This window comes from Pseudomonas sp. D3, assembly GCF_029320995.1.
In the GTDB taxonomy this organism is placed as follows: Bacteria; Pseudomonadota; Gammaproteobacteria; order Pseudomonadales; family Pseudomonadaceae; genus Aquipseudomonas; species Aquipseudomonas paraveronii.
In genome coordinates this window covers 1,505,013-1,522,735 of the sequence record NZ_CP119772.1, presented here as the reverse complement: position 1 = coordinate 1,522,735, position 17,723 = coordinate 1,505,013, and the positions used below count along the sequence as shown (strand labels likewise).

General features: G+C 60.9%; 15 protein-coding genes. 11 read left to right on the top strand and 4 right to left on the bottom strand.

The genetic code is table 11. From position 1 onward, the window contains the following. Window positions 1-116 precede the first annotated feature (116 nt). Window positions 117-587: a Cys-tRNA(Pro) deacylase gene (gene ybaK, locus P3S72_RS06670; protein WP_276196706.1), complete on the bottom strand. Its 471-nt coding sequence runs from the start codon at window positions 585-587 to the stop codon at window positions 117-119. A gap of 327 nt (window positions 588-914) precedes the next feature. Here ybaK and P3S72_RS06665 point away from each other — a divergent pair, with 327 nt between their 5' ends. From P3S72_RS06665 to P3S72_RS06615, 11 genes are all read left to right on the top strand, one after another. Then, window positions 915-1,769, top strand: coding sequence for an MIP/aquaporin family protein (locus tag P3S72_RS06665; RefSeq protein WP_247396308.1), 855 nt, complete (start codon window positions 915-917; stop codon window positions 1,767-1,769). A 78-nt stretch (window positions 1,770-1,847) separates the two neighbouring features. Continuing rightward, complete coding sequence (gene glpK / locus P3S72_RS06660) at window positions 1,848-3,353, top strand: glycerol kinase GlpK (RefSeq protein WP_276196705.1); 1,506 nt, start codon at window positions 1,848-1,850, stop codon at window positions 3,351-3,353. A gap of 95 nt (window positions 3,354-3,448) precedes the next feature. Continuing rightward, a complete protein-coding gene (locus tag P3S72_RS06655; RefSeq protein WP_247396312.1) occupies window positions 3,449-4,204 on the top strand; it encodes a DeoR/GlpR family transcriptional regulator in 756 nt (251 codons plus the stop codon). A gap of 276 nt (window positions 4,205-4,480) precedes the next feature. After that, window positions 4,481-6,019, top strand: a complete 1,539-nt coding sequence (glpD, locus tag P3S72_RS06650; RefSeq protein WP_276196704.1) for a glycerol-3-phosphate dehydrogenase — start codon at window positions 4,481-4,483, stop codon at window positions 6,017-6,019. A gap of 315 nt (window positions 6,020-6,334) precedes the next feature. Then, on the top strand, window positions 6,335-7,261 hold the full coding sequence (locus P3S72_RS06645) for a glutamate/aspartate ABC transporter substrate-binding protein (RefSeq protein ID WP_276196703.1): 927 nt from the start codon (window positions 6,335-6,337) through the stop codon (window positions 7,259-7,261). A gap of 194 nt (window positions 7,262-7,455) precedes the next feature. Beyond that, entirely contained in the window at window positions 7,456-8,202 is a 747-nt protein-coding gene (locus tag P3S72_RS06640; protein WP_159954486.1) for an amino acid ABC transporter permease, read from the top strand. After that, entirely contained in the window at window positions 8,202-8,873 is a 672-nt protein-coding gene (locus tag P3S72_RS06635) for an ABC transporter permease subunit (protein WP_276196702.1), read from the top strand. Before P3S72_RS06640 ends, P3S72_RS06635 begins: the two co-directional genes overlap by 1 nt. After that, a complete protein-coding gene (locus tag P3S72_RS06630; RefSeq protein WP_124357250.1) occupies window positions 8,870-9,604 on the top strand; it encodes an amino acid ABC transporter ATP-binding protein in 735 nt (244 codons plus the stop codon). The genes P3S72_RS06635 and P3S72_RS06630 overlap by 4 nt, the downstream gene beginning before the upstream one ends. Before the next feature lie 110 nt (window positions 9,605-9,714). Beyond that, window positions 9,715-11,616 (top strand): sensor histidine kinase, encoded by a 1,902-nt coding sequence (locus tag P3S72_RS06625; RefSeq protein WP_276196701.1) that lies wholly within the window; start codon window positions 9,715-9,717, stop codon window positions 11,614-11,616. Next, complete coding sequence (locus P3S72_RS06620; protein WP_276196700.1) at window positions 11,613-12,953, top strand: sigma-54 dependent transcriptional regulator; 1,341 nt, start codon at window positions 11,613-11,615, stop codon at window positions 12,951-12,953. Before P3S72_RS06625 ends, P3S72_RS06620 begins: the two co-directional genes overlap by 4 nt. Before the next feature lie 10 nt (window positions 12,954-12,963). After that, the gene (locus P3S72_RS06615; RefSeq protein WP_276196699.1) at window positions 12,964-13,302 is read left to right on the top strand and encodes a GlpM family protein; all 339 of its coding nucleotides are present in this window, start codon (window positions 12,964-12,966) and stop codon (window positions 13,300-13,302) included. A gap of 131 nt (window positions 13,303-13,433) precedes the next feature. Here P3S72_RS06615 and P3S72_RS06610 read toward each other — a convergent pair whose 3' ends face one another. The 3 genes from P3S72_RS06610 to P3S72_RS06600 are packed head-to-tail and all read right to left on the bottom strand — an operon-like array spanning window position 13,434 to window position 17,714. Continuing rightward, a complete protein-coding gene (locus P3S72_RS06610; protein ID WP_276196698.1) occupies window positions 13,434-14,831 on the bottom strand; it encodes a sigma-54 dependent transcriptional regulator in 1,398 nt (465 codons plus the stop codon). Beyond that, window positions 14,821-16,590: a HAMP domain-containing sensor histidine kinase gene (locus P3S72_RS06605; protein WP_276196697.1), complete on the bottom strand. Its 1,770-nt coding sequence runs from the start codon at window positions 16,588-16,590 to the stop codon at window positions 14,821-14,823. Before P3S72_RS06605 ends, P3S72_RS06610 begins: the two co-directional genes overlap by 11 nt. Beyond that, entirely contained in the window at window positions 16,587-17,714 is a 1,128-nt protein-coding gene (locus P3S72_RS06600; RefSeq protein ID WP_276196696.1) for a GNAT family N-acetyltransferase, read from the bottom strand. Before P3S72_RS06600 ends, P3S72_RS06605 begins: the two co-directional genes overlap by 4 nt. Window positions 17,715-17,723 lie beyond the last annotated feature (9 nt).

Here is a 17,723-nt window from a genome sequence, read left to right as displayed (position 1 = left end):
TCAATGTCGGGGCTTGCCCGCGATGGCGGCAGATCAGTCAACATCCGTGACTGACACACCGAAATCACGGGCAAGCCCGCTCCCACAGTGGATCTCAGGCCCTTCTACAACGGGTTTCAGGCCCGCCCGATCGACGCGAATTTGGCCTGGGTATGCTCGGCCAGGACCGCAGCGGCCAACTCCACTTCCAACCCCCTTCTACCGGCGCTGACAAAAATCGTCGGGAACGGCTGCGCCGTACTATCGATAAAGGTCCGCAAACGCTTTTTCTGCCCCAACGGGCTAATCCCGCCCAACAGATAGCCGGTGGAACGCTGCGCTGCCGCCGGGTCGGCCATTTCGACTTTTTTCACGCCAGCGGCATGGGCCAAGGCTTTTAAGTCCAGACTTCCGACGACCGGCACCACCGCCACCAATAATTCGCCCTTCTCGCTACTCGCCAGTAAGGTCTTGAACACTTGCGCCGGGTCGAGACCCAACTTTTCCGCGGCCTCCAGGCCATACGACGCCGCCTTGGGATCGTGTTCATAACTGTGGATGCGATGTTCGGCGCGAACTTTTTTCAACAAATCCAATGCGGGGGTCATGGACACTCCTGGCGTGGCAAACGGATGGCCAATTCTAGGCCAAGCCCACACAAAACGCTCTAGTACGCCCCTCACTCCCGGCAATACTTACCGTGGCGAGCGTGATCATTCATCAAACCTATAGTTCGAAAATGACCAACGGTTCACTTTCGACCTTTGACAGGCGTCATTCTTGTCTATATTTTTTCGTTTCCGAATACTGTAGGAATACACCCGCAGCATTCCAGCAGTAAGCCGCGCCCGGGATGGGGATCCTCGACACGGTGAACAACGCGCAAGGCCCGTTGAGGCCAGACGCCAGACAAGAACAACAAATTGAGGTTTTCCATGACAACTGCTCTTCAACAGCCTTCACTTTCGAGCCAATGCATGGCCGAATTCCTGGGGACTGCGCTTCTGATCTTCTTCGGTACAGGCTGTGTCGCTGCGCTCAAGGTCGCGGGGGCCAGCTTTGGCCTGTGGGAAATCAGTATTATCTGGGGGATCGGCGTCAGCATGGCGATCTACCTGAGCGCGGGCATCTCCGGGGCTCATCTCAACCCGGCGGTCAGCATCGCCCTGTGTATTTTTGCCGATTTCGACAAGCGCAAACTGCCCTTCTATATCCTCGCCCAGGTCGCCGGTGCCTTCTGCTCCGCGGCCTTGGTGTACACGCTCTACAGCAACCTGTTTTTCGATTACGAACAAACCCACCATATGGTGCGCGGCACCCAGGCCAGCCTGGAATTGGCCTCGGTCTTCTCGACCTACCCCCATGCGCTGCTAAGCACGGCCCAGGCCTTCCTGGTGGAAATGGTCATCACCGCAATCCTGATGGGCGTGATCATGGCCCTGACCGACGATAACAACGGCCTGCCACGCGGCCCGCTGGCGCCGCTGCTGATCGGTTTGCTGATCGCGGTGATTGGCAGCGCCATGGGCCCGCTGACCGGCTTTGCAATGAACCCTGCGCGGGATTTCGGGCCCAAGCTGATGACCTTTTTCGCCGGGTGGGGTGAAATGGCCTTTACTGGCGGGCGTGATATTCCCTACTTCCTGGTGCCGATTTTCGCGCCGATTGTCGGTGCATGCCTGGGTGCGGCAGCGTATCGCGGGCTGATTGCGCGTCATCTGCCAAGCACCGCGCCCGCTGCCGCCGAAACTGAAGAAAGCGCCGTCAACGGCAACACCCGTATTTCCTGATAGCCAGCCTGGTCCACCCTGCCCCTTCGTGGCACAGGCGGCTTACCCAATCCTTATTTCTCGTCCAAGGCAATCGACATGACCGATATTCAGAATAAGAACTACATCATTGCCCTTGATCAGGGCACCACCAGTTCCCGGGCAATCATTTTCGATCGCGACGCTAACGTGGTCTGTACCGCCCAGCGTGAATTCGTCCAGCATTACCCACAAGCGGGCTGGGTCGAACATGACCCGATGGAGATCTTCGCCACCCAGAGCGCGGTGATGGTCGAAGCCCTGGCCCAAGCCGGACTGCACCATGACCAAGTCGCCGCTATCGGCATCACCAACCAGCGTGAAACCACCGTGGTCTGGGATAAAGTCACCGGCCGCCCGATCTACAACGCCATCGTTTGGCAGTGCCGCCGCAGCACCGAAATCTGCCAGCAGCTCAAGCGTGATGGCCACGAGCAATACATCAGCGACACCACCGGCCTGGTCACCGACCCGTACTTCTCCGGCACCAAGCTCAAGTGGATTCTCGATAACGTCGAAGGCAGCCGCAAACGTGCGCGCAACGGCGAGCTGCTGTTCGGCACCATCGACAGCTGGCTGATCTGGAAATTTACCGGCGGCAAGACCCACGTCACCGACTACACCAACGCCTCGCGCACCATGCTCTTCAACATCCACACCCTGGAGTGGGACGCGAAGATGCTGGACATCCTCGACGTGCCGCGCGAAATGCTGCCAGAAGTAAAATCTTCGTCGGAAATCTACGGCCGCACCAAAAGCGGCATTGCCATCGGCGGCATCGCCGGTGACCAGCAGGCCGCGCTGTTCGGCCAGATGTGCGTGGAACCGGGCCAGGCCAAGAACACTTACGGCACCGGCTGCTTCCTGTTGATGAACACCGGCGACAAAGCAGTGAAATCCAAGCATGGCATGCTCACCACCATCGCTTGCGGCCCGCGTGGCGAAGTGGCCTACGCCCTGGAAGGCGCAGTATTCAACGGCGGTTCCACCGTACAGTGGCTGCGCGACGAGCTGAAAATCATCAACGACGCCCATGACACCGAATACTTCGCCGGCAAGGTCAAGGACAGCAACGGCGTGTACCTGGTGCCCGCGTTCACCGGCCTGGGCGCGCCGTATTGGGACCCGTATGCCCGTGGCGCACTGTTCGGCCTGACCCGTGGCGTGCGCGTGGATCACATTATTCGCGCAGCCCTGGAGTCAATTGCCTACCAGACCCGCGACGTATTGGACGCCATGCAGCAGGATTCCGGCGAACGCCTCAAATCCCTGCGCGTGGACGGCGGCGCGGTGGCAAACAACTTCCTGATGCAGTTCCAGGCCGACATCCTCGGCACCCAGGTCGAGCGCCCGCAAATGCGCGAAACCACGGCACTCGGCGCCGCCTACCTGGCGGGCCTGGCCTGTGGCTTCTGGGGCAGCCTGGAGGAATTGCGTGGCAAGGCGGTGATCGAGCGCTTCTTCGAACCCCAGCTCGAAGAAACGGCCAAGGAGAAACTCTACGCCGGCTGGCAAAAAGCGGTGAGCCGCACCCGTGATTGGGAACCTCACGAAGGCGCTGAATAAGCCATCCGCCGGAACCCCTTAGGGTTGTAACTGGCAGGGAGCAGATTCCTGCGTCATCATGGGCCACTTTTGTATGGCAGCCCAAAGGACGCCCCATGAATCTGCCTCCCCGCCAGCAACAAATCCTCGAACTGGTCCGCGAACGCGGCTACGTCAGTATCGAGGAAATGGCGCAGTTGTTCGTTGTCACCCCACAAACCATCCGCCGCGATATCAACCAGTTGGCGGACGCCAACCTGTTGCGCCGCTACCACGGCGGCGCGGCCTATGATTCCAGCGTCGAAAACACCGCATACGCCATGCGTGCCGACCAGATGCGCGACGAGAAACAGCGCATCGGCGAAGCGATCGCCGCACAAATCCCCGACCACGCCTCGCTGTTCATCAACATCGGCACCACCACCGAATCCATCGCCCGTGCGTTGCTCAACCACAATCACCTGAAAATCATCACCAACAACCTCAACGTCGCCACCATGCTCAGCGCCAAGGACGACTTCGACGTGCTGCTGACCGGCGGCAATGTGCGGCGTGATGGCGGTGTCGTGGGCCAGGCCAGCGTCGACTTTATCAACCAGTTCAAGGTCGATTTCGCCCTGGTAGGCATCAGCGGCATCGATGAAGACGGCAGCCTGCTCGACTTCGACTACCAAGAAGTACGGGTTTCCCAGGCGATCATCGCCAATGCGCGCAAGGTGATTCTGGCGGCGGACTCGAGCAAGTTCGGGCGCAATGCCATGATTCGCCTGGGGCCGATCAGCCTGGTGGACTGCCTGGTGACTGACCAGCAGCCGGTGCCGGCGTTGGTGCAGTTGTTGAACCAGCATAAGGTTCGGCTGGAAGTGGTCTAGCGCCTGCACTGACGCTATCGGGGGCAAGCCCCCTCCCACATTTGAATGGGTTCGCACATCAAAGTGCGGGAGGGGGCTTGCCCCCGATAGCGATTGATCCTGCCCCCATTTCCTTGAGCCTTCCCCAGGCACATGTTCACAAATTTTCCTTTTCTCGCCCTTCGATGAGTTTTTTCAATCGAATTCGGGTGGCTGTGGGCGCGTTTATCAGCTACCATTTTCGGAAATGAACATTAATGTTCGAATTCCAATACGAAAAGATCGCGAGGCCAGCCGATGAACCCTTCTACCTTGCCTGCTCCACCGCTTGCCGAAGTCTATGACGTTGCCGTTATCGGTGGCGGGATCAATGGCGTCGGCATTGCAGCAGACGCAGCCGGTCGCGGTTTGTCGGTATTCCTTTGCGAAAAGGACGACTTGGCCAGCCACACTTCCTCCGCCAGCAGCAAGCTGATCCACGGTGGGCTGCGTTACCTCGAACATTACGAATTCCGCCTGGTGCGCGAAGCCCTGGCCGAACGCGAAGTGCTGCTGGCCAAGGCCCCGCACATCGTCAAGCAGATGCGCTTTGTATTGCCGCACCGCCCACACCTGCGGCCTGCGTGGATGATCCGCGCAGGCCTGTTCCTGTATGACCACCTGGGCAAGCGCGAAAAACTCGCGGGTTCGAAAAGCCTCAAGTTCGGCCCCGATAGCCCGCTGAAAAGCGAAATCACCAAAGGCTTCGAATATTCCGACTGCTGGGTCGATGACGCCCGCCTGGTGGTACTCAATGCCATGGCTGCCCGCGAAAAAGGCGCACACATCCATACCCAGACCCGTTGCGTCAGCGCACACCGCAGCAAGGGCCTGTGGGAAATGAACATGGAACGCGCCGACGGCAGCCTGTTCTCGATCCGCGCCAAGGCGCTGGTGAACGCCGCCGGGCCGTGGGTCGCCAAGTTCATCAAGGAAGACTTGAAGCTGGATTCGCCCTACGGCATCCGTCTGATCCAGGGCAGCCACCTGATCGTGCCAAGACTGTACGAAGGCGCCCACGCGCATATCCTGCAGAACGAAGACCAGCGCATCGTTTTCACGATTCCATACCTGGACCACCTGACCATCATCGGCACCACCGACCGCGAATACACCGGCGATCCGGCGAAAGTGGCGATTACTGAAGGTGAAACCGACTACATGCTCAAGGTGGTCAACGCTCACTTCAAGAAGCAACTGAGCCGCGATGACATCGTCCACACCTACTCCGGCGTGCGCCCACTGTGCAACGACGAGTCGGACAACCCGTCGGCCATCACCCGCGACTACACCCTGTCGCTCTCCGGCGGCACTGGCGAGGCGCCGATCCTGTCGGTGTTCGGCGGCAAACTGACCACCTACCGCAAGCTCGCCGAGTCGGCGATGGCCCACCTGGCGCCTTATTTCACGCAGATGCGCCCAAGCTGGACCGCCAACGCGAGCCTGCCGGGCGGCGAAGACATGAGCACGCCAGAAGCCCTGGCTGCGGCCATCCGCGCCCGGTTCGACTGGGTGCCAAGCGACATCGCACGCCGCTGGTCCACCACCTACGGCAGCCGCACCTGGCGCCTGCTGGAAGGCGTGCAATCGCTGGCCGACCTCGGCGACCACCTCGGTGGCGGTCTGTACACCCGCGAAGTCGACTACCTGTGCACCGAAGAATGGGCGACCCAAGCCGAGGATGTGCTGTGGCGCCGCACCAAGCTCGGCCTGTCCACCACCCCGGAAGAACAGGCCAACGTGCAGCGTTACCTGTCCAAGGTTGAATTGAGCCGCAGCAAGATCCAGGCGGCCTGACAGACCGCTCTCACAAAAGCCCCTGCGCCGTAAGGTCCAGGGGCTTTGTTATATCGGCGCGTCCATTCGGCTTTCCGAACGCGCCCCCCATGCCTGATTCGGTTTGCCGGATCTGGCCATTACAAATATTCCGTCACATAAAGTTAATAGCCATATAAATCATATAGTTAGTCATTTACTCATGGTCTGGCACGACTCATGCTCTACACTTCAGGACGATTGCCTGAGATGTCTCAGGAGCCGTCATGGGCATTCGCTGTATAAGAGAGCCGCTTAACCGGCTTCATAAAAAAAACAAATGTCGAGGAAGTATTGATGCGCATCGTTCCCCATATCTTGGGCGCAGCTATCGCTGCCGCTCTGATCAGCACTCCCGTTTTCGCCGCCGAACTCACCGGCACGCTGAAGAAAATCAACGACTCCGGCACCATCACCCTCGGGCACCGCGACAGCTCCATCCCGTTTTCCTACATCGCGGATGGTTCGGGCAAACCGGTGGGCTACTCCCACGACATTCAGTTGGCTATCGTCGAAGCCCTGAAAAAAGACCTGAACAAACCCCAACTGCAGGCCAAGTACAACCTGGTCACTTCGCAGACCCGTATCCCGCTGGTGCAGAACGGCACCGTGGACATCGAGTGCGGTTCCACCACCAACAACGCCGAGCGCGCCCAGCAAGTTGCGTTCACCACCAACATCTTCGAAATCGGCACCCGCCTGCTGGTCAAGAAAGACAAGGATGGCAAGCCGTCCTATAGCGACTTCGCCGACCTGAAAGGCAAGAACGTCGTGACCACCGCCGGTACCACGTCCGAGCGCATCATCAAGGCGATGAACGCCGACAAGCAGATGGGCATGAACGTCATCTCCGCCAAAGACCACGGCGAATCCTTCCAGATGCTGGAAAGCGGCCGTGCCGTCGCGTTCATGATGGACGACGCCCTGCTGGCCGGTGAAGAAGCCAAGGCCAAGAAGCCCGACGACTGGGTCATTACCGGCACTCCGCAGTCCTTCGAAGCCTACGCCTGCATGGTTCGCAAAGAAGACCCTGCGTTCAAGAAAGCCGTGGATGACGCCATCGTCGCCCTGTACAAGTCCGGCGAAATCAACAAGATCTACAGCAAGTGGTTCGAAAGCCCGATCCCACCGAAAGGCCTGAACCTGAACTTCCCGATGAGTGAAAAGGTTAAGGAACTGATCGCCAATCCGAGCGACAAGCCAGCGCCTGACGTAAAAATCTGATTCCTGGCTAACCTTATCTCCTGAGGGAGCCAACACTCCCTCAGGCGTCTGTTACTACCTGCTAGCTTTATTTTGGAACACTCGACCGGGCGGTTTTCGAGCCGATCGTGTGTGCCTGGCGTTCACCGTCAGGCGGGAACGGATTTTCCCCAAGCGGGTGCTTGTACATCGATCGATCTCGAGGGGAGACCCTAATGAATTACAACTGGGACTGGGGCGTGTTCTTCAAGTCCACTGGCGTTGGCAGCGAGACTTATCTCGACTGGTACATCGCCGGCTTGGGCTGGACCATTGCCATCGCCGTCGTGGCATGGATTATCGCCTTGCTGCTGGGCTCCATTCTGGGGGTCATGCGCACCGTGCCAAACCGTATCGTATCGGGCATCGCGACCTGCTACGTGGAACTGTTTCGTAACGTACCGCTGCTGGTGCAACTGTTCATCTGGTACTTCCTGATACCCGACCTGCTGCCGCAAAACCTGCAGGACTGGTACAAGCAAGACCTGAACCCGACCACCTCGGCCTACCTGAGCGTTGTGGTGTGCCTGGGCCTGTTCACGGCCGCACGTGTCTGCGAGCAAGTACGCACCGGCATCCAGGCGCTGCCGCGTGGCCAGGAAGCCGCCGCTCGCGCCATGGGTTTCAAGCTGCCGCAGATCTACTGGAACGTGCTGCTACCCCAGGCCTACCGGATCATCATTCCGCCGCTTACCTCGGAATTCCTCAACGTGTTCAAGAACTCCTCCGTGGCGTCCTTGATCGGCCTGATGGAATTGCTGGCGCAAACCAAGCAGACCGCCGAGTTCTCGGCCAACCTGTTTGAAGCCTTCACCCTGGCCACGCTGATCTACTTCACCCTGAACATGAGCCTGATGTTGCTGATGCGCCTGGTCGAGAAGAAAGTCGCCGTGCCCGGCCTGATCTCCGTGGGGGGTAAATAATGGAACTCGATTTCAGCGGCATCATCCCCGCTATCCCTGGCCTGTGGAACGGCATGATCATGACCTTGCAGTTGATGGTCATGGGCGTGGTCGGCGGTATTGCTCTCGGCACAGCCCTGGCGTTGATGCGCCTGTCGTCCAGCAAGCTGCTATCGCGCCTGGCCGGCGCCTACGTGAACTACTTCCGCTCGATTCCGTTGCTGCTGGTCATCACCTGGTTCTACCTGGCGGTGCCCTTCGTGCTGCGCTGGATCACCGGCGAAGACACGCCAATCGGTGCGTTCACTTCCTGCGTCGTGGCCTTCATGATGTTCGAGGCCGCGTACTTCTGTGAAATCGTGCGGGCCGGCGTGCAGTCTATCCCCAAGGGCCAGATGGGGGCCGCACAGGCGATGGGCATGACGTATGGCCAGACCATGCGTCTGATCATCCTGCCCCAGGCGTTCCGCAAGATGACCCCGTTGCTGCTGCAACAGAGCATCATCCTGTTCCAGGACACCTCGCTGGTCTACACCGTGGGCCTGGTGGACTTCCTCAACTCCGCCCGCTCCAACGGCGACATCATCGGCCGCTCCAATCAGTTCCTGATCTTCGCCGGTGTCGTCTACTTCATCATCAGCTTTTCCGCCTCGCTGCTGGTCAAGCGTCTGCAAAAAAGGTTTGCCGTATGATCTCTATCAAGAACATCAACAAGTGGTATGGCGACTTCCAGGTGCTGACCGATTGCAGCACCGAGGTTAAAAAAGGCGAAGTGATCGTGGTGTGCGGGCCGTCTGGTTCGGGTAAATCCACCCTGATCAAGTGCGTCAACGCGCTGGAACCGTTCCAGAAAGGCGACGTGATCGTCGACGGGACGTCCATCGCCGACCCGAAGACCAACCTGCCGAAACTGCGTTCGCGCGTCGGCATGGTGTTCCAGCACTTCGAGCTGTTCCCGCACCTGACCATCACCGAAAACCTGACCATCGCGCAGATCAAGGTGCTCGGCCGCAGCAAGGAAGAAGCCACCCAAAAGGGCCTGCAACTGCTTGAACGCGTCGGCCTGTCAGCGCACGCCCACAAGCACCCTGGCCAGCTTTCCGGTGGTCAGCAGCAACGGGTGGCGATTGCCCGCGCCCTGGCCATGGACCCGATCGTCATGTTGTTCGACGAACCGACCTCGGCCCTCGACCCGGAAATGGTCAACGAAGTGCTGGATGTGATGGTGCAACTGGCCCAGGAAGGCATGACCATGATGTGCGTGACCCACGAAATGGGCTTCGCCCGCAAAGTGGCCGACCGCGTGATCTTCATGGACGCCGGCAAGATCATCGAGGACTGCCCGAAAGAAGAGTTCTTCGGCGACATCAGCGCCCGCTCCGAACGCGCGCAGCACTTCCTCGAGAAAATCCTGCAGCACTAAGCACTACCTAGCTTGCACTGTAGAAACCGGTTCAATGTGGGAGAGGGCTTGCTCCCTCCCACACTGGGCCGCGCAAGTTGGCAAGCTCTGGTTGACCCAAGGCATCTGTGATGAAATGCGACCCCAACCTCTATCGCGCCGCGCCGCCATCACTTGCCGTGAAGCCTCGTCTGATTCGCCAACTGTTCCTGCCGCCGTTGACCATCGCCCTGATGATCGGCTTGGGTTACATCGGCTTCTGGATCAGTGAGTACTATGGCATCCGCACCCTCAGCGATACCGGCGAACGCCAGTTGGAGCTGCATGCCCGCACCGTCGAAAGCGAGCTGAGCAAATACACCTACCTGCCCAGCCTCCTGGAACTGGAGTCCAGCGTGTCCGCGCTGCTGGCCGAGCCAAATCAGGACACCCGCAAAACCGTCAACGACTACCTCGAAGGCCTGAACCGGCGCAGCCGCAGTCGGGCCATCTATGTGATGGATACCACCGGCCGTGTGCTGGCCACCAGTAACTGGCGCGATGCCGACAGTTACCAAGGTGAAGACCTGTCCTTCCGCGCCTATTTCCAAAACGCCGTGCGCGGCCAGCCCGGGCGGTTCTATGGCATCGGCAGCACCAACGGCGAACCCGGTTACTACCTGGCCCATGGCCTGGAAGAACACGGCAAGATCATCGGCGTCGCCGTGGTCAAGGTCCGCCTCGAAGCCCTGGAAGAACGCTGGAAGCGCGCGCGTCTCGAAGCGTTTGTCAGCGACGAGAACGGCATCATCATCCTCTCCAGCGACCCGGCCCGCCGCCTCAAAGCCGTGCGCCCCCTGAGCGATGAGACCAAGGACCGCCTGGCACACAGCCTGCAATATTACTGGGCGACGCTGAACGAGCTGGAGCCCCTGGCCCGCGAGCGCCTCAACGAGGGTACGGAAAAGCTGACCTTTCCGGCGAACAGCGAAGTGGTGGCCGACGAGCACGAAGTCAGCTACCTGGCGCAGACCCGGCCCCTGAGCGACACGCCGTGGAATTTCACCCTGCTCACCCCGCTCAACGACCTGCGCCGGGCGGCGATCAACCAAGGCATCCTGGTGGCCGTCGCCTTTGGCCTGGTGGCGTTCCTGCTGATTGCCTGGAACGAACGACGCAAAGTCATCGCCACCCGCCTCGCCGCCCGGGAAGCCTTGCAGGAAGCCAACAGCCAGTTGGAGCGCCGGATTGCCGAACGCACCGCCGACCTGCGCGCCAGCAACGAGCGCCTCAAGGGGCAGATTCGCGAGCGCCGCCAGGCCGAAGAAACCCTGCGCCGCGCCCAGGATGAGCTGGTGCAGGCGGGCAAGCTGGCGGCCATCGGCCAGATGTCCACCAGCATCGCCCACGAACTGAACCAGCCCCTGGCCGCGCTGCGCACCTTGTCCGGCAATACCGTGCGTTTCCTGGAGCGCGGTGCATTGGATACCGCCAGCGCGAACCTCAAGACCATCAACGAATTGATCGACCGCATGGGTCGCATCACCGCCAGCCTGCGCTCCTTCGCGCGTCGCGGCGACGACCAGGGCGAAGCCAGCCTGGGCAAGGCCGTGGATGCAGCGTTCCAAGTGCTCGGTGCGCGCCTCGACAGCCTGCCGCTGACGTTGCACCGCGACTTTGCCCCGGCCCAACTGCAGATCGACCAGACGCGCCTGGAGCAGATCCTGGTCAACCTGATCGGCAACGCCCTCGATGCCATGCAAGCACAACCGGCGCCCGAGCTGTGGCTGGAAGGCCATGAAGCCGACGGCAAATACCGCCTACAGGTGCGCGACAATGGCCATGGCATCGACCCCGAGGCGCGCAAGCATCTATTCGAACCGTTCTTCACCACCAAACCCGGCGAACAAGGCCTGGGCCTTGGCCTCACGTTGTCCGCCAGCCTGGCCGCAGCCACCGGCGGCAACCTCGCCGTGGAGCACCCCGTCGGCGGTGGTACTGCCTTTGTCCTGAGCCTGCCACTGGTGGGCGCTCAAAAAGCTGAGTCGTCATGAACGTAGAAAAAAACACTGACCTCACCGTCCTGATCGTCGAAGACGACCCCCATGTGCTGCTCGGCTGCCAGCAGGCCCTGGCACTGGAAGACATCCTCAGCGTCGGCGTGGGCAGCGCCGAAGAGGCGCTCAAACGCATCGGCGAGAACTTTGCCGGTATCGTCATCAGCGATATCCGCCTGCCGGGTATCGACGGCCTGGAACTGCTCACCCGCCTCAAGACCCTGGATAAAAGCCTGCCGGTGGTTTTGATTACCGGGCACGGCGATATTTCCATGGCGGTCGGCGCCATGCGCAACGGCGCCTATGACTTCATGGAGAAACCCTTCTCCCCCGAACGCCTGGTCGAAGTGGCGCGCCGCGCCCTGGAACAACGCGGGCTGGCGCGAGAAGTCTGGTCGCTGCGCCGCCAGTTGGCCGAGCGCGATTCCCTGGAAGGGCGCATCATCGGCCGCTCGCCAGCGATGCAGAACTTACGCGATTTGATCGTCAACGTCGCCGATACTTCGGCCAACGTGCTAATCGAAGGCGAGACTGGCACCGGCAAGGAACTGGTCGCGCGTTGCCTGCATGATTTCAGCCGACGCCACGACCACCCGTTCGTTGCACTGAACTGCGGCGGCTTGCCGGAAAACCTGTTCGAAAGCGAGATCTTCGGCCACGAAGCCAACGCCTTTACCGGCGCCGGCAAACGGCGGATCGGCAAGATCGAGCACGCCCACGAAGGCACGCTGTTTCTCGATGAAGTGGAAAGCATGCCGATCAACCTGCAGATCAAGCTGCTGCGCGTGTTGCAGGAGCGCACCCTGGAACGCCTGGGCTCGAACCAGAGTGTGGCGGTGGATTGCCGGGTGATCGCCGCCACCAAGTCCGACCTTGACGAATTAAGCCGTGCCAGCCAGTTCCGCAGCGACCTGTACTACCGCCTCAACGTCGTGACCCTGGAACTGCCGCCCCTGCGCGAGCGCCGCGAAGACATCCTGCAACTGTTCGAACACTTCCTGCAGCAGTCATCCCTGCGCTTCGACCGCAGCGTGCCGGACCTCGACAACCAGACCTTGTCCAACCTGATGAGCCACGACTGGCCGGGCAACGTGCGTGAACTGCGCAACGTCGCCGAACGCTTCGCCCTGGGCCTCCCGGCCTTCAAGAAAAGCGGCGCCAGCAGCGGTAGCCAGGGCGTGGCCTTCACCGAGGCGGTGGAAGCCTTCGAACGCAACCTGCTCAACGACGCCCTGCAACGCAGCGGCGGCAACCTGACACAGGCGAGCCAGGAACTGGGAATGGCCAAGACCACCCTGTTCGACAAGGTCAAGAAATACGGTTTAAGCCACTAGGGAGCTGCGCGTGGATCTGGTATTGAAGGCCGCCCTGGGCGCGGCGGTGGTGTTGATATTGGCCGCGTTGGCTAAGACCCGGAATTACTACATCGCCGGGCTGGTGCCATTGTTTCCGACCTTTGCACTGATCGCCCATTACATCGTCGGCAAGGGCCGCTCGGTGGACGACTTGAAGACCACCATCCTGTTCGGGATGTGGTCGATCATTCCGTACTTTGTGTACCTGGCGACGCTCTACGTGATGGTCGACCGCCTGCGGCTGGAGGCCTCGCTCGCCGTGGCGGCGGTGGCGTGGTTGATGGCAGCGACAGTGCTGGTCAGCGTCTGGGTACGCCTCCATAGCTGACCCACCACAATCCAAATGTGGGAGGGCGCTTGCCCCCGATAGCAGTGGGTCAGACAGCCTATTTGTATCTGATCCACCGCCATCGGGGGCAAGCCCCCTCCCACATTTAGAACAGTGCTGTGCCAGGCAACTCAGCGGACTATTTTGTCGATCTGAATCCCCAGTTTTTTCAGGCGATACCAGAAGCTGCGCTCGGAAATCCCGATCTTCGCCGCTGCGGCTGCCTGTACGCCATTGCTCTCGAGCAACGCCGCCTGGATGTAGGCTTTCTCCACCTCCGCCAGCGCCGCATCCAGGTCCTGGGGAATGCCCGGCCCGTCGCTGAGAATCGCCATCACGCCGCCCTCGCTGGGCTTGGACGCGAACAGATAACCCGGCAGGTCGATATCTTCGATCACCGGCGACGACGCCACGATGGTCGCGCGCTCCACGCAATTCTGCAGCTCACGGATATTGCCCGGCCAGTGATACGCCGTCATGGCCTGCAAGGCCTCGGGGCTGAAACCGGTGATGCGTTTGCCGGCGGTGGCGCTGAGGGTCTGGGCGAAGTGCCGGGCCAGGGGCGCAATGTCTTCCACGCGCTCGCGCAAGGGCGGCAGCGGGATCGGGAACACGTTGAGGCGGTAATACAAGTCCTCGCGAAATTCCTTATTGGCCACCGCGTCCAGCAGGTTCTTGTTGGTGGCGGCGATCACCCGCACGTCCACCTTGCGCTCGCGGGGGTCGCCCACCGGCTCGATCACCCGCTCCTGCAAGGCGCGCAGAATCTTGGCCTGCAGCGCCAGGGGCATGTCACCCACTTCGTCGAGAAACAGCGTGCCCTTGTCGGCCTGCATAAAGCGCCCGACCCGGTCGGCCACGGCGCCGGTGAAGGCGCCCTTGCGATGGCCGAACATTTCGCTTTCGAGCAGCCCTTCGGGGATCGCCGCGCAATTGACCGCCACGAACGGCTTGTCGGCCCGGCTGCCGTGCTTGTGGATGGCGCGGGCGACCATTTCCTTGCCGGTGCCGCTCTCGCCGGTCAGCAGGATGGTTGCACTGCTGTCGCGCACCGAATCCACCGCCTGCAACACCTTGCGAAACGCCGGGCTGTCGCCCACCAGGCTGTCGAACTGCGCCTGCTCGTCCAGCTCGGCGCGCATACGTGCGTTGTCGCGCATGATGTCGCGAAACTGCAGGGCCTTGGCCACGGTGATGTCCAGTTCGTCGATATCGAACGGCTTGGCGATGTAGTCATACGCACCGTTACGCATCGACTGCACGGCGTTTTTCACCGTACTGTAGGCGGTCATCACGATCACCGGCACCTGGGGATAGCGCACCTTGATCTCGGCCAGCAGCGCCGGCCCGTCCATGCCCGGCATGCGCCAGTCACTGATCACCAGGTCGATGTCTTCCTGCTCCAGCACTTTGAGCGCATGCAGGCCGTTCCCCGCAGTGAACACCTGGATGCCGTTCTGGCTGAGTGCCGACGACAGCAGGTCACAGAGCTTGGGCTCGTCGTCGACCACCAATATGTTATGCGTCATGAGTGTCCTCATCGTCTTCGCCAATCGCCGGAATGTACAGGCTGAACGTGGCGCCGGCATCATTCTCGCTGGCACATTCGATGCTGCCGTCGTGACTTTCCATGATCGAATAGACTTTGGCCAGGCCCAGGCCAGTGCCGGAGGCCTTGGTGGTGACGAACGGCGTGAAGATGCGCTCGATCATATCCGCCGCAATACCCTGGCCGGTGTCGGCGATGCTGATGACCGTATTGCCGCCCTCTGAACGAATGCCCAGGGTCAGGCGACCGCCTTCAGGCATGGCATCGATGGCGTTGAGAATCAGGTTAAGGCAGGCCTGCTTGAGTTGCTTGGCGTCGGCGTAGATGGTCGCGCCGGGCGCCTGGTCGTCGATGTGCGCATCGATGTTGTGGCTGGCCAGCTCGGGGCCGCAGAAACCCAGAATGTCTTCCACCAGCGCGCGGGCCGGCAGCAACACGCGCAACGGCGGGTTGGGTTTGGCGAAGTCGAGAAACTCGGTGATCAGGTCGTTGATCCGGCTGACTTCGCTGATCACGTATTCCAGGTGGCGCTTGTCGGCTTCCGGTAAGTCGGCGCGACGGTGCAGCAGTTGGGTGGCGGTCTTGATGATGCCCAGCGGGTTACGGATTTCGTGGGCCAGGCCCATGGCGACTTCACCCAGGGCGTGCAAGCGGTCGCGCCGGCGCAGTTGGGCTTCGAGGTGATGCAACTCTCCCAGCCGCTCGGTCATATGGTTGAAGGTGCTGCTCAATTGCGCCAGTTCATCGCCGCCGCTGACCGCCACACGGTGTGCATAATTGCCCGAGATCACCGCGCTCACGCCCTGGGACAGATCGCGCAACGGCTGGGTCAAGCGCCGCGACACCAGCAGTCCCGCCGCCAGGGACAGTGCCGAGCTAACCAGGAAAATCAGCACGAACAAGTTGCTCTGGTTCACCAGCCCCACCAGGCTGGTATGGCGCAGCAGGCCACTGAAGATCACGCCTTGCAGCTCGCCGCTATCGTTGAAGATCGGCCAATACAAACCGCTGTATTTGTTGGTGAACTGTTCGCTGGGCTGCTTGGTGCTGCGCAACTCGGCTTCGACGCTTTTGGGGATGTGCGAGGGGCGATCCTTGAAGCGTTGGGTCGCGAAAATTTCCGAGAAACCGCTGGGGTTGGCCAGGTACAGGCGCAGGTCGAGGGAATGCACATCGGCCACGCTGGTGAGGAAACTGCTATCCAGGTAGGTGGCCACCAGCAGCACGTAGTCAACGCCTTCCTGGCTGGTCTCGAAGGTCGAGACCACGATACCGGTACTCACCCCCTCCAGCTGGACGGTCTGCAATGCGGCGTTGCTGGTCAGGTTGATCTGCTTGACGATGTCATCGGGGGCGGTGCTGAACACCACTTTGTGATCACTGCTGCGAATCAGGGCCACCACGTCGATATCCGTAGCTTGGGCGATATCGGCGGTGAGCCGGTCGTGCTTGGCTGCCTGCCGGCTGGAGGGCGGGCTGGTGTAGCGCAGGAACAATTTCGCCATGCGCGCGTTGTCATGCCGGATGTCACCGATCTCGTCCTTGACGATCTTGGTCGACTCCTGCAGCCAGATCCGCACGTTGCTGTCGAAAATCTGCGACAACGTGGTGGCGGCCAGTTCGGCCGCGATCATGGTCGGAATCACACTGACCAGCCAGAACGCCAGCACCAGCTTGCGCTGGACGCTCCAGCGCGAAATGGCAAAGGGGCGGGCTTTTTGGCGGGTCTTGGTGATCATCGGGTTTCGCTTATCGCAGCAGCCATGGCAGGGTCGGAACGATCCGGTCGAAGAAACATTTTCACGAGTCTGAGCAGGCCGTTGACCAGCCGGTTACGGTGGCGGAAGAACAGGCTATTGCCCTCAAACTCACACCCCAGCCGCAGCTTACTGGCATACCCGGCCTGTCCGCACTCATACAGCGCAATATTGTGTTGGATACAGTAGTCGACATTGGTCAACCAACTGCGGAAGTAGAGGTTGTAGTCACGGGTAAACTCCGCGTCGTGCCCGAAAAACTTGTCGACCAGCCGATGCTCGTCCACCAGGATCAGGTTGAACGCCACCAAGTGCTCGCCCACCCAGTAAAGAGCACAGACCGCGCGCTGTTCAAGGCGTTCAAGTACGCCGGTGAAGTAGCTGGCGGGCAGGCGTTCGAACTGCAGCTCGGCACGGGTCAACGTGGACTCATACAGACGCATGACCTCGGGCAGCACATCGTCGATGTTGCGCCGCCACTCCACCCGTGGGCCCGGCGCACGCAGTTTGCGACGCAAGTCCTTGCGTGTGGATTTGCCCAGCGAGCCCAGGTAGGCGTCCACCGAGCCGTAAGGCAGCGGCAATACGCCCGTGGGCAAACTCGGCATGCTTTGAAAGCCTGCCGCGCGGCAACTGTCGGCCCAGTGCGGGTCCTGCGTCGGCGCATCCTTGACCGCCACCAGGCCGATGCCGAACTCATCGGCGTCCTGGCGCGCCGCCAGCAGCAGGTGTTTGAGCACCAGCGGGCGGTGCCCCTCAGGCACGCTACTGGCAAACCCGACGTCGCAACGCTCGGCCACCGGCGAACCGATTGCGTACAGCCCCACTTGCAAAACACCCGGCCACAGTCGCTCCAACCGCGAGGTCAAGCGCTTGCCGGCGCCCGACACCGTGGTATCGAGGCGGTAATGGGTGATGAACGCGGCGGCCACGGCTACCAGCGCTCCGTCTTCAAATACCGCCAGGTAGCGCCATTGAAAATCGTCGATGGCGGCATTTTCCACGGCGACGTAGTAGTCCCAGTCCTCCAGCGCACCGGGAAAACAGTCATTCCAGGCACTGCGCCGAATGGCCCGGATGGTCGGGAAGGCTTGGGTGGTAATCACATATTTCCC

Bases quoted from the DNA above. Each gene is read 5' to 3' on its own strand.
- P3S72_RS06625 (WP_276196701.1), top strand. From the start codon at position 9,715: ATGAAATGCGACCCCAACCTCTATCGCGCCGCGCCGCCATCACTTGCC.
- P3S72_RS06640 (WP_159954486.1), top strand. From the start codon at position 7,456: ATGAATTACAACTGGGACTGGGGCGTGTTCTTCAAGTCCACTGGCGTT.
- ybaK (WP_276196706.1), bottom strand. From the start codon at position 587: ATGACCCCCGCATTGGATTTGTTGAAAAAAGTTCGCGCCGAACATCGC.
- P3S72_RS06665 (WP_247396308.1), top strand. From the start codon at position 915: ATGACAACTGCTCTTCAACAGCCTTCACTTTCGAGCCAATGCATGGCC.
- glpK (WP_276196705.1), top strand. From the start codon at position 1,848: ATGACCGATATTCAGAATAAGAACTACATCATTGCCCTTGATCAGGGC.
- P3S72_RS06605 (WP_276196697.1), bottom strand. From the start codon at position 16,590: ATGATCACCAAGACCCGCCAAAAAGCCCGCCCCTTTGCCATTTCGCGC.
- P3S72_RS06645 (WP_276196703.1), top strand. From the start codon at position 6,335: ATGCGCATCGTTCCCCATATCTTGGGCGCAGCTATCGCTGCCGCTCTG.
- P3S72_RS06620 (WP_276196700.1), top strand. From the start codon at position 11,613: ATGAACGTAGAAAAAAACACTGACCTCACCGTCCTGATCGTCGAAGAC.
- P3S72_RS06630 (WP_124357250.1), top strand. From the start codon at position 8,870: ATGATCTCTATCAAGAACATCAACAAGTGGTATGGCGACTTCCAGGTG.
- P3S72_RS06610 (WP_276196698.1), bottom strand. From the start codon at position 14,831: ATGACGCATAACATATTGGTGGTCGACGACGAGCCCAAGCTCTGTGAC.
- glpD (WP_276196704.1), top strand. From the start codon at position 4,481: ATGAACCCTTCTACCTTGCCTGCTCCACCGCTTGCCGAAGTCTATGAC.
- P3S72_RS06635 (WP_276196702.1), top strand. From the start codon at position 8,202: ATGGAACTCGATTTCAGCGGCATCATCCCCGCTATCCCTGGCCTGTGG.
- P3S72_RS06655 (WP_247396312.1), top strand. From the start codon at position 3,449: ATGAATCTGCCTCCCCGCCAGCAACAAATCCTCGAACTGGTCCGCGAA.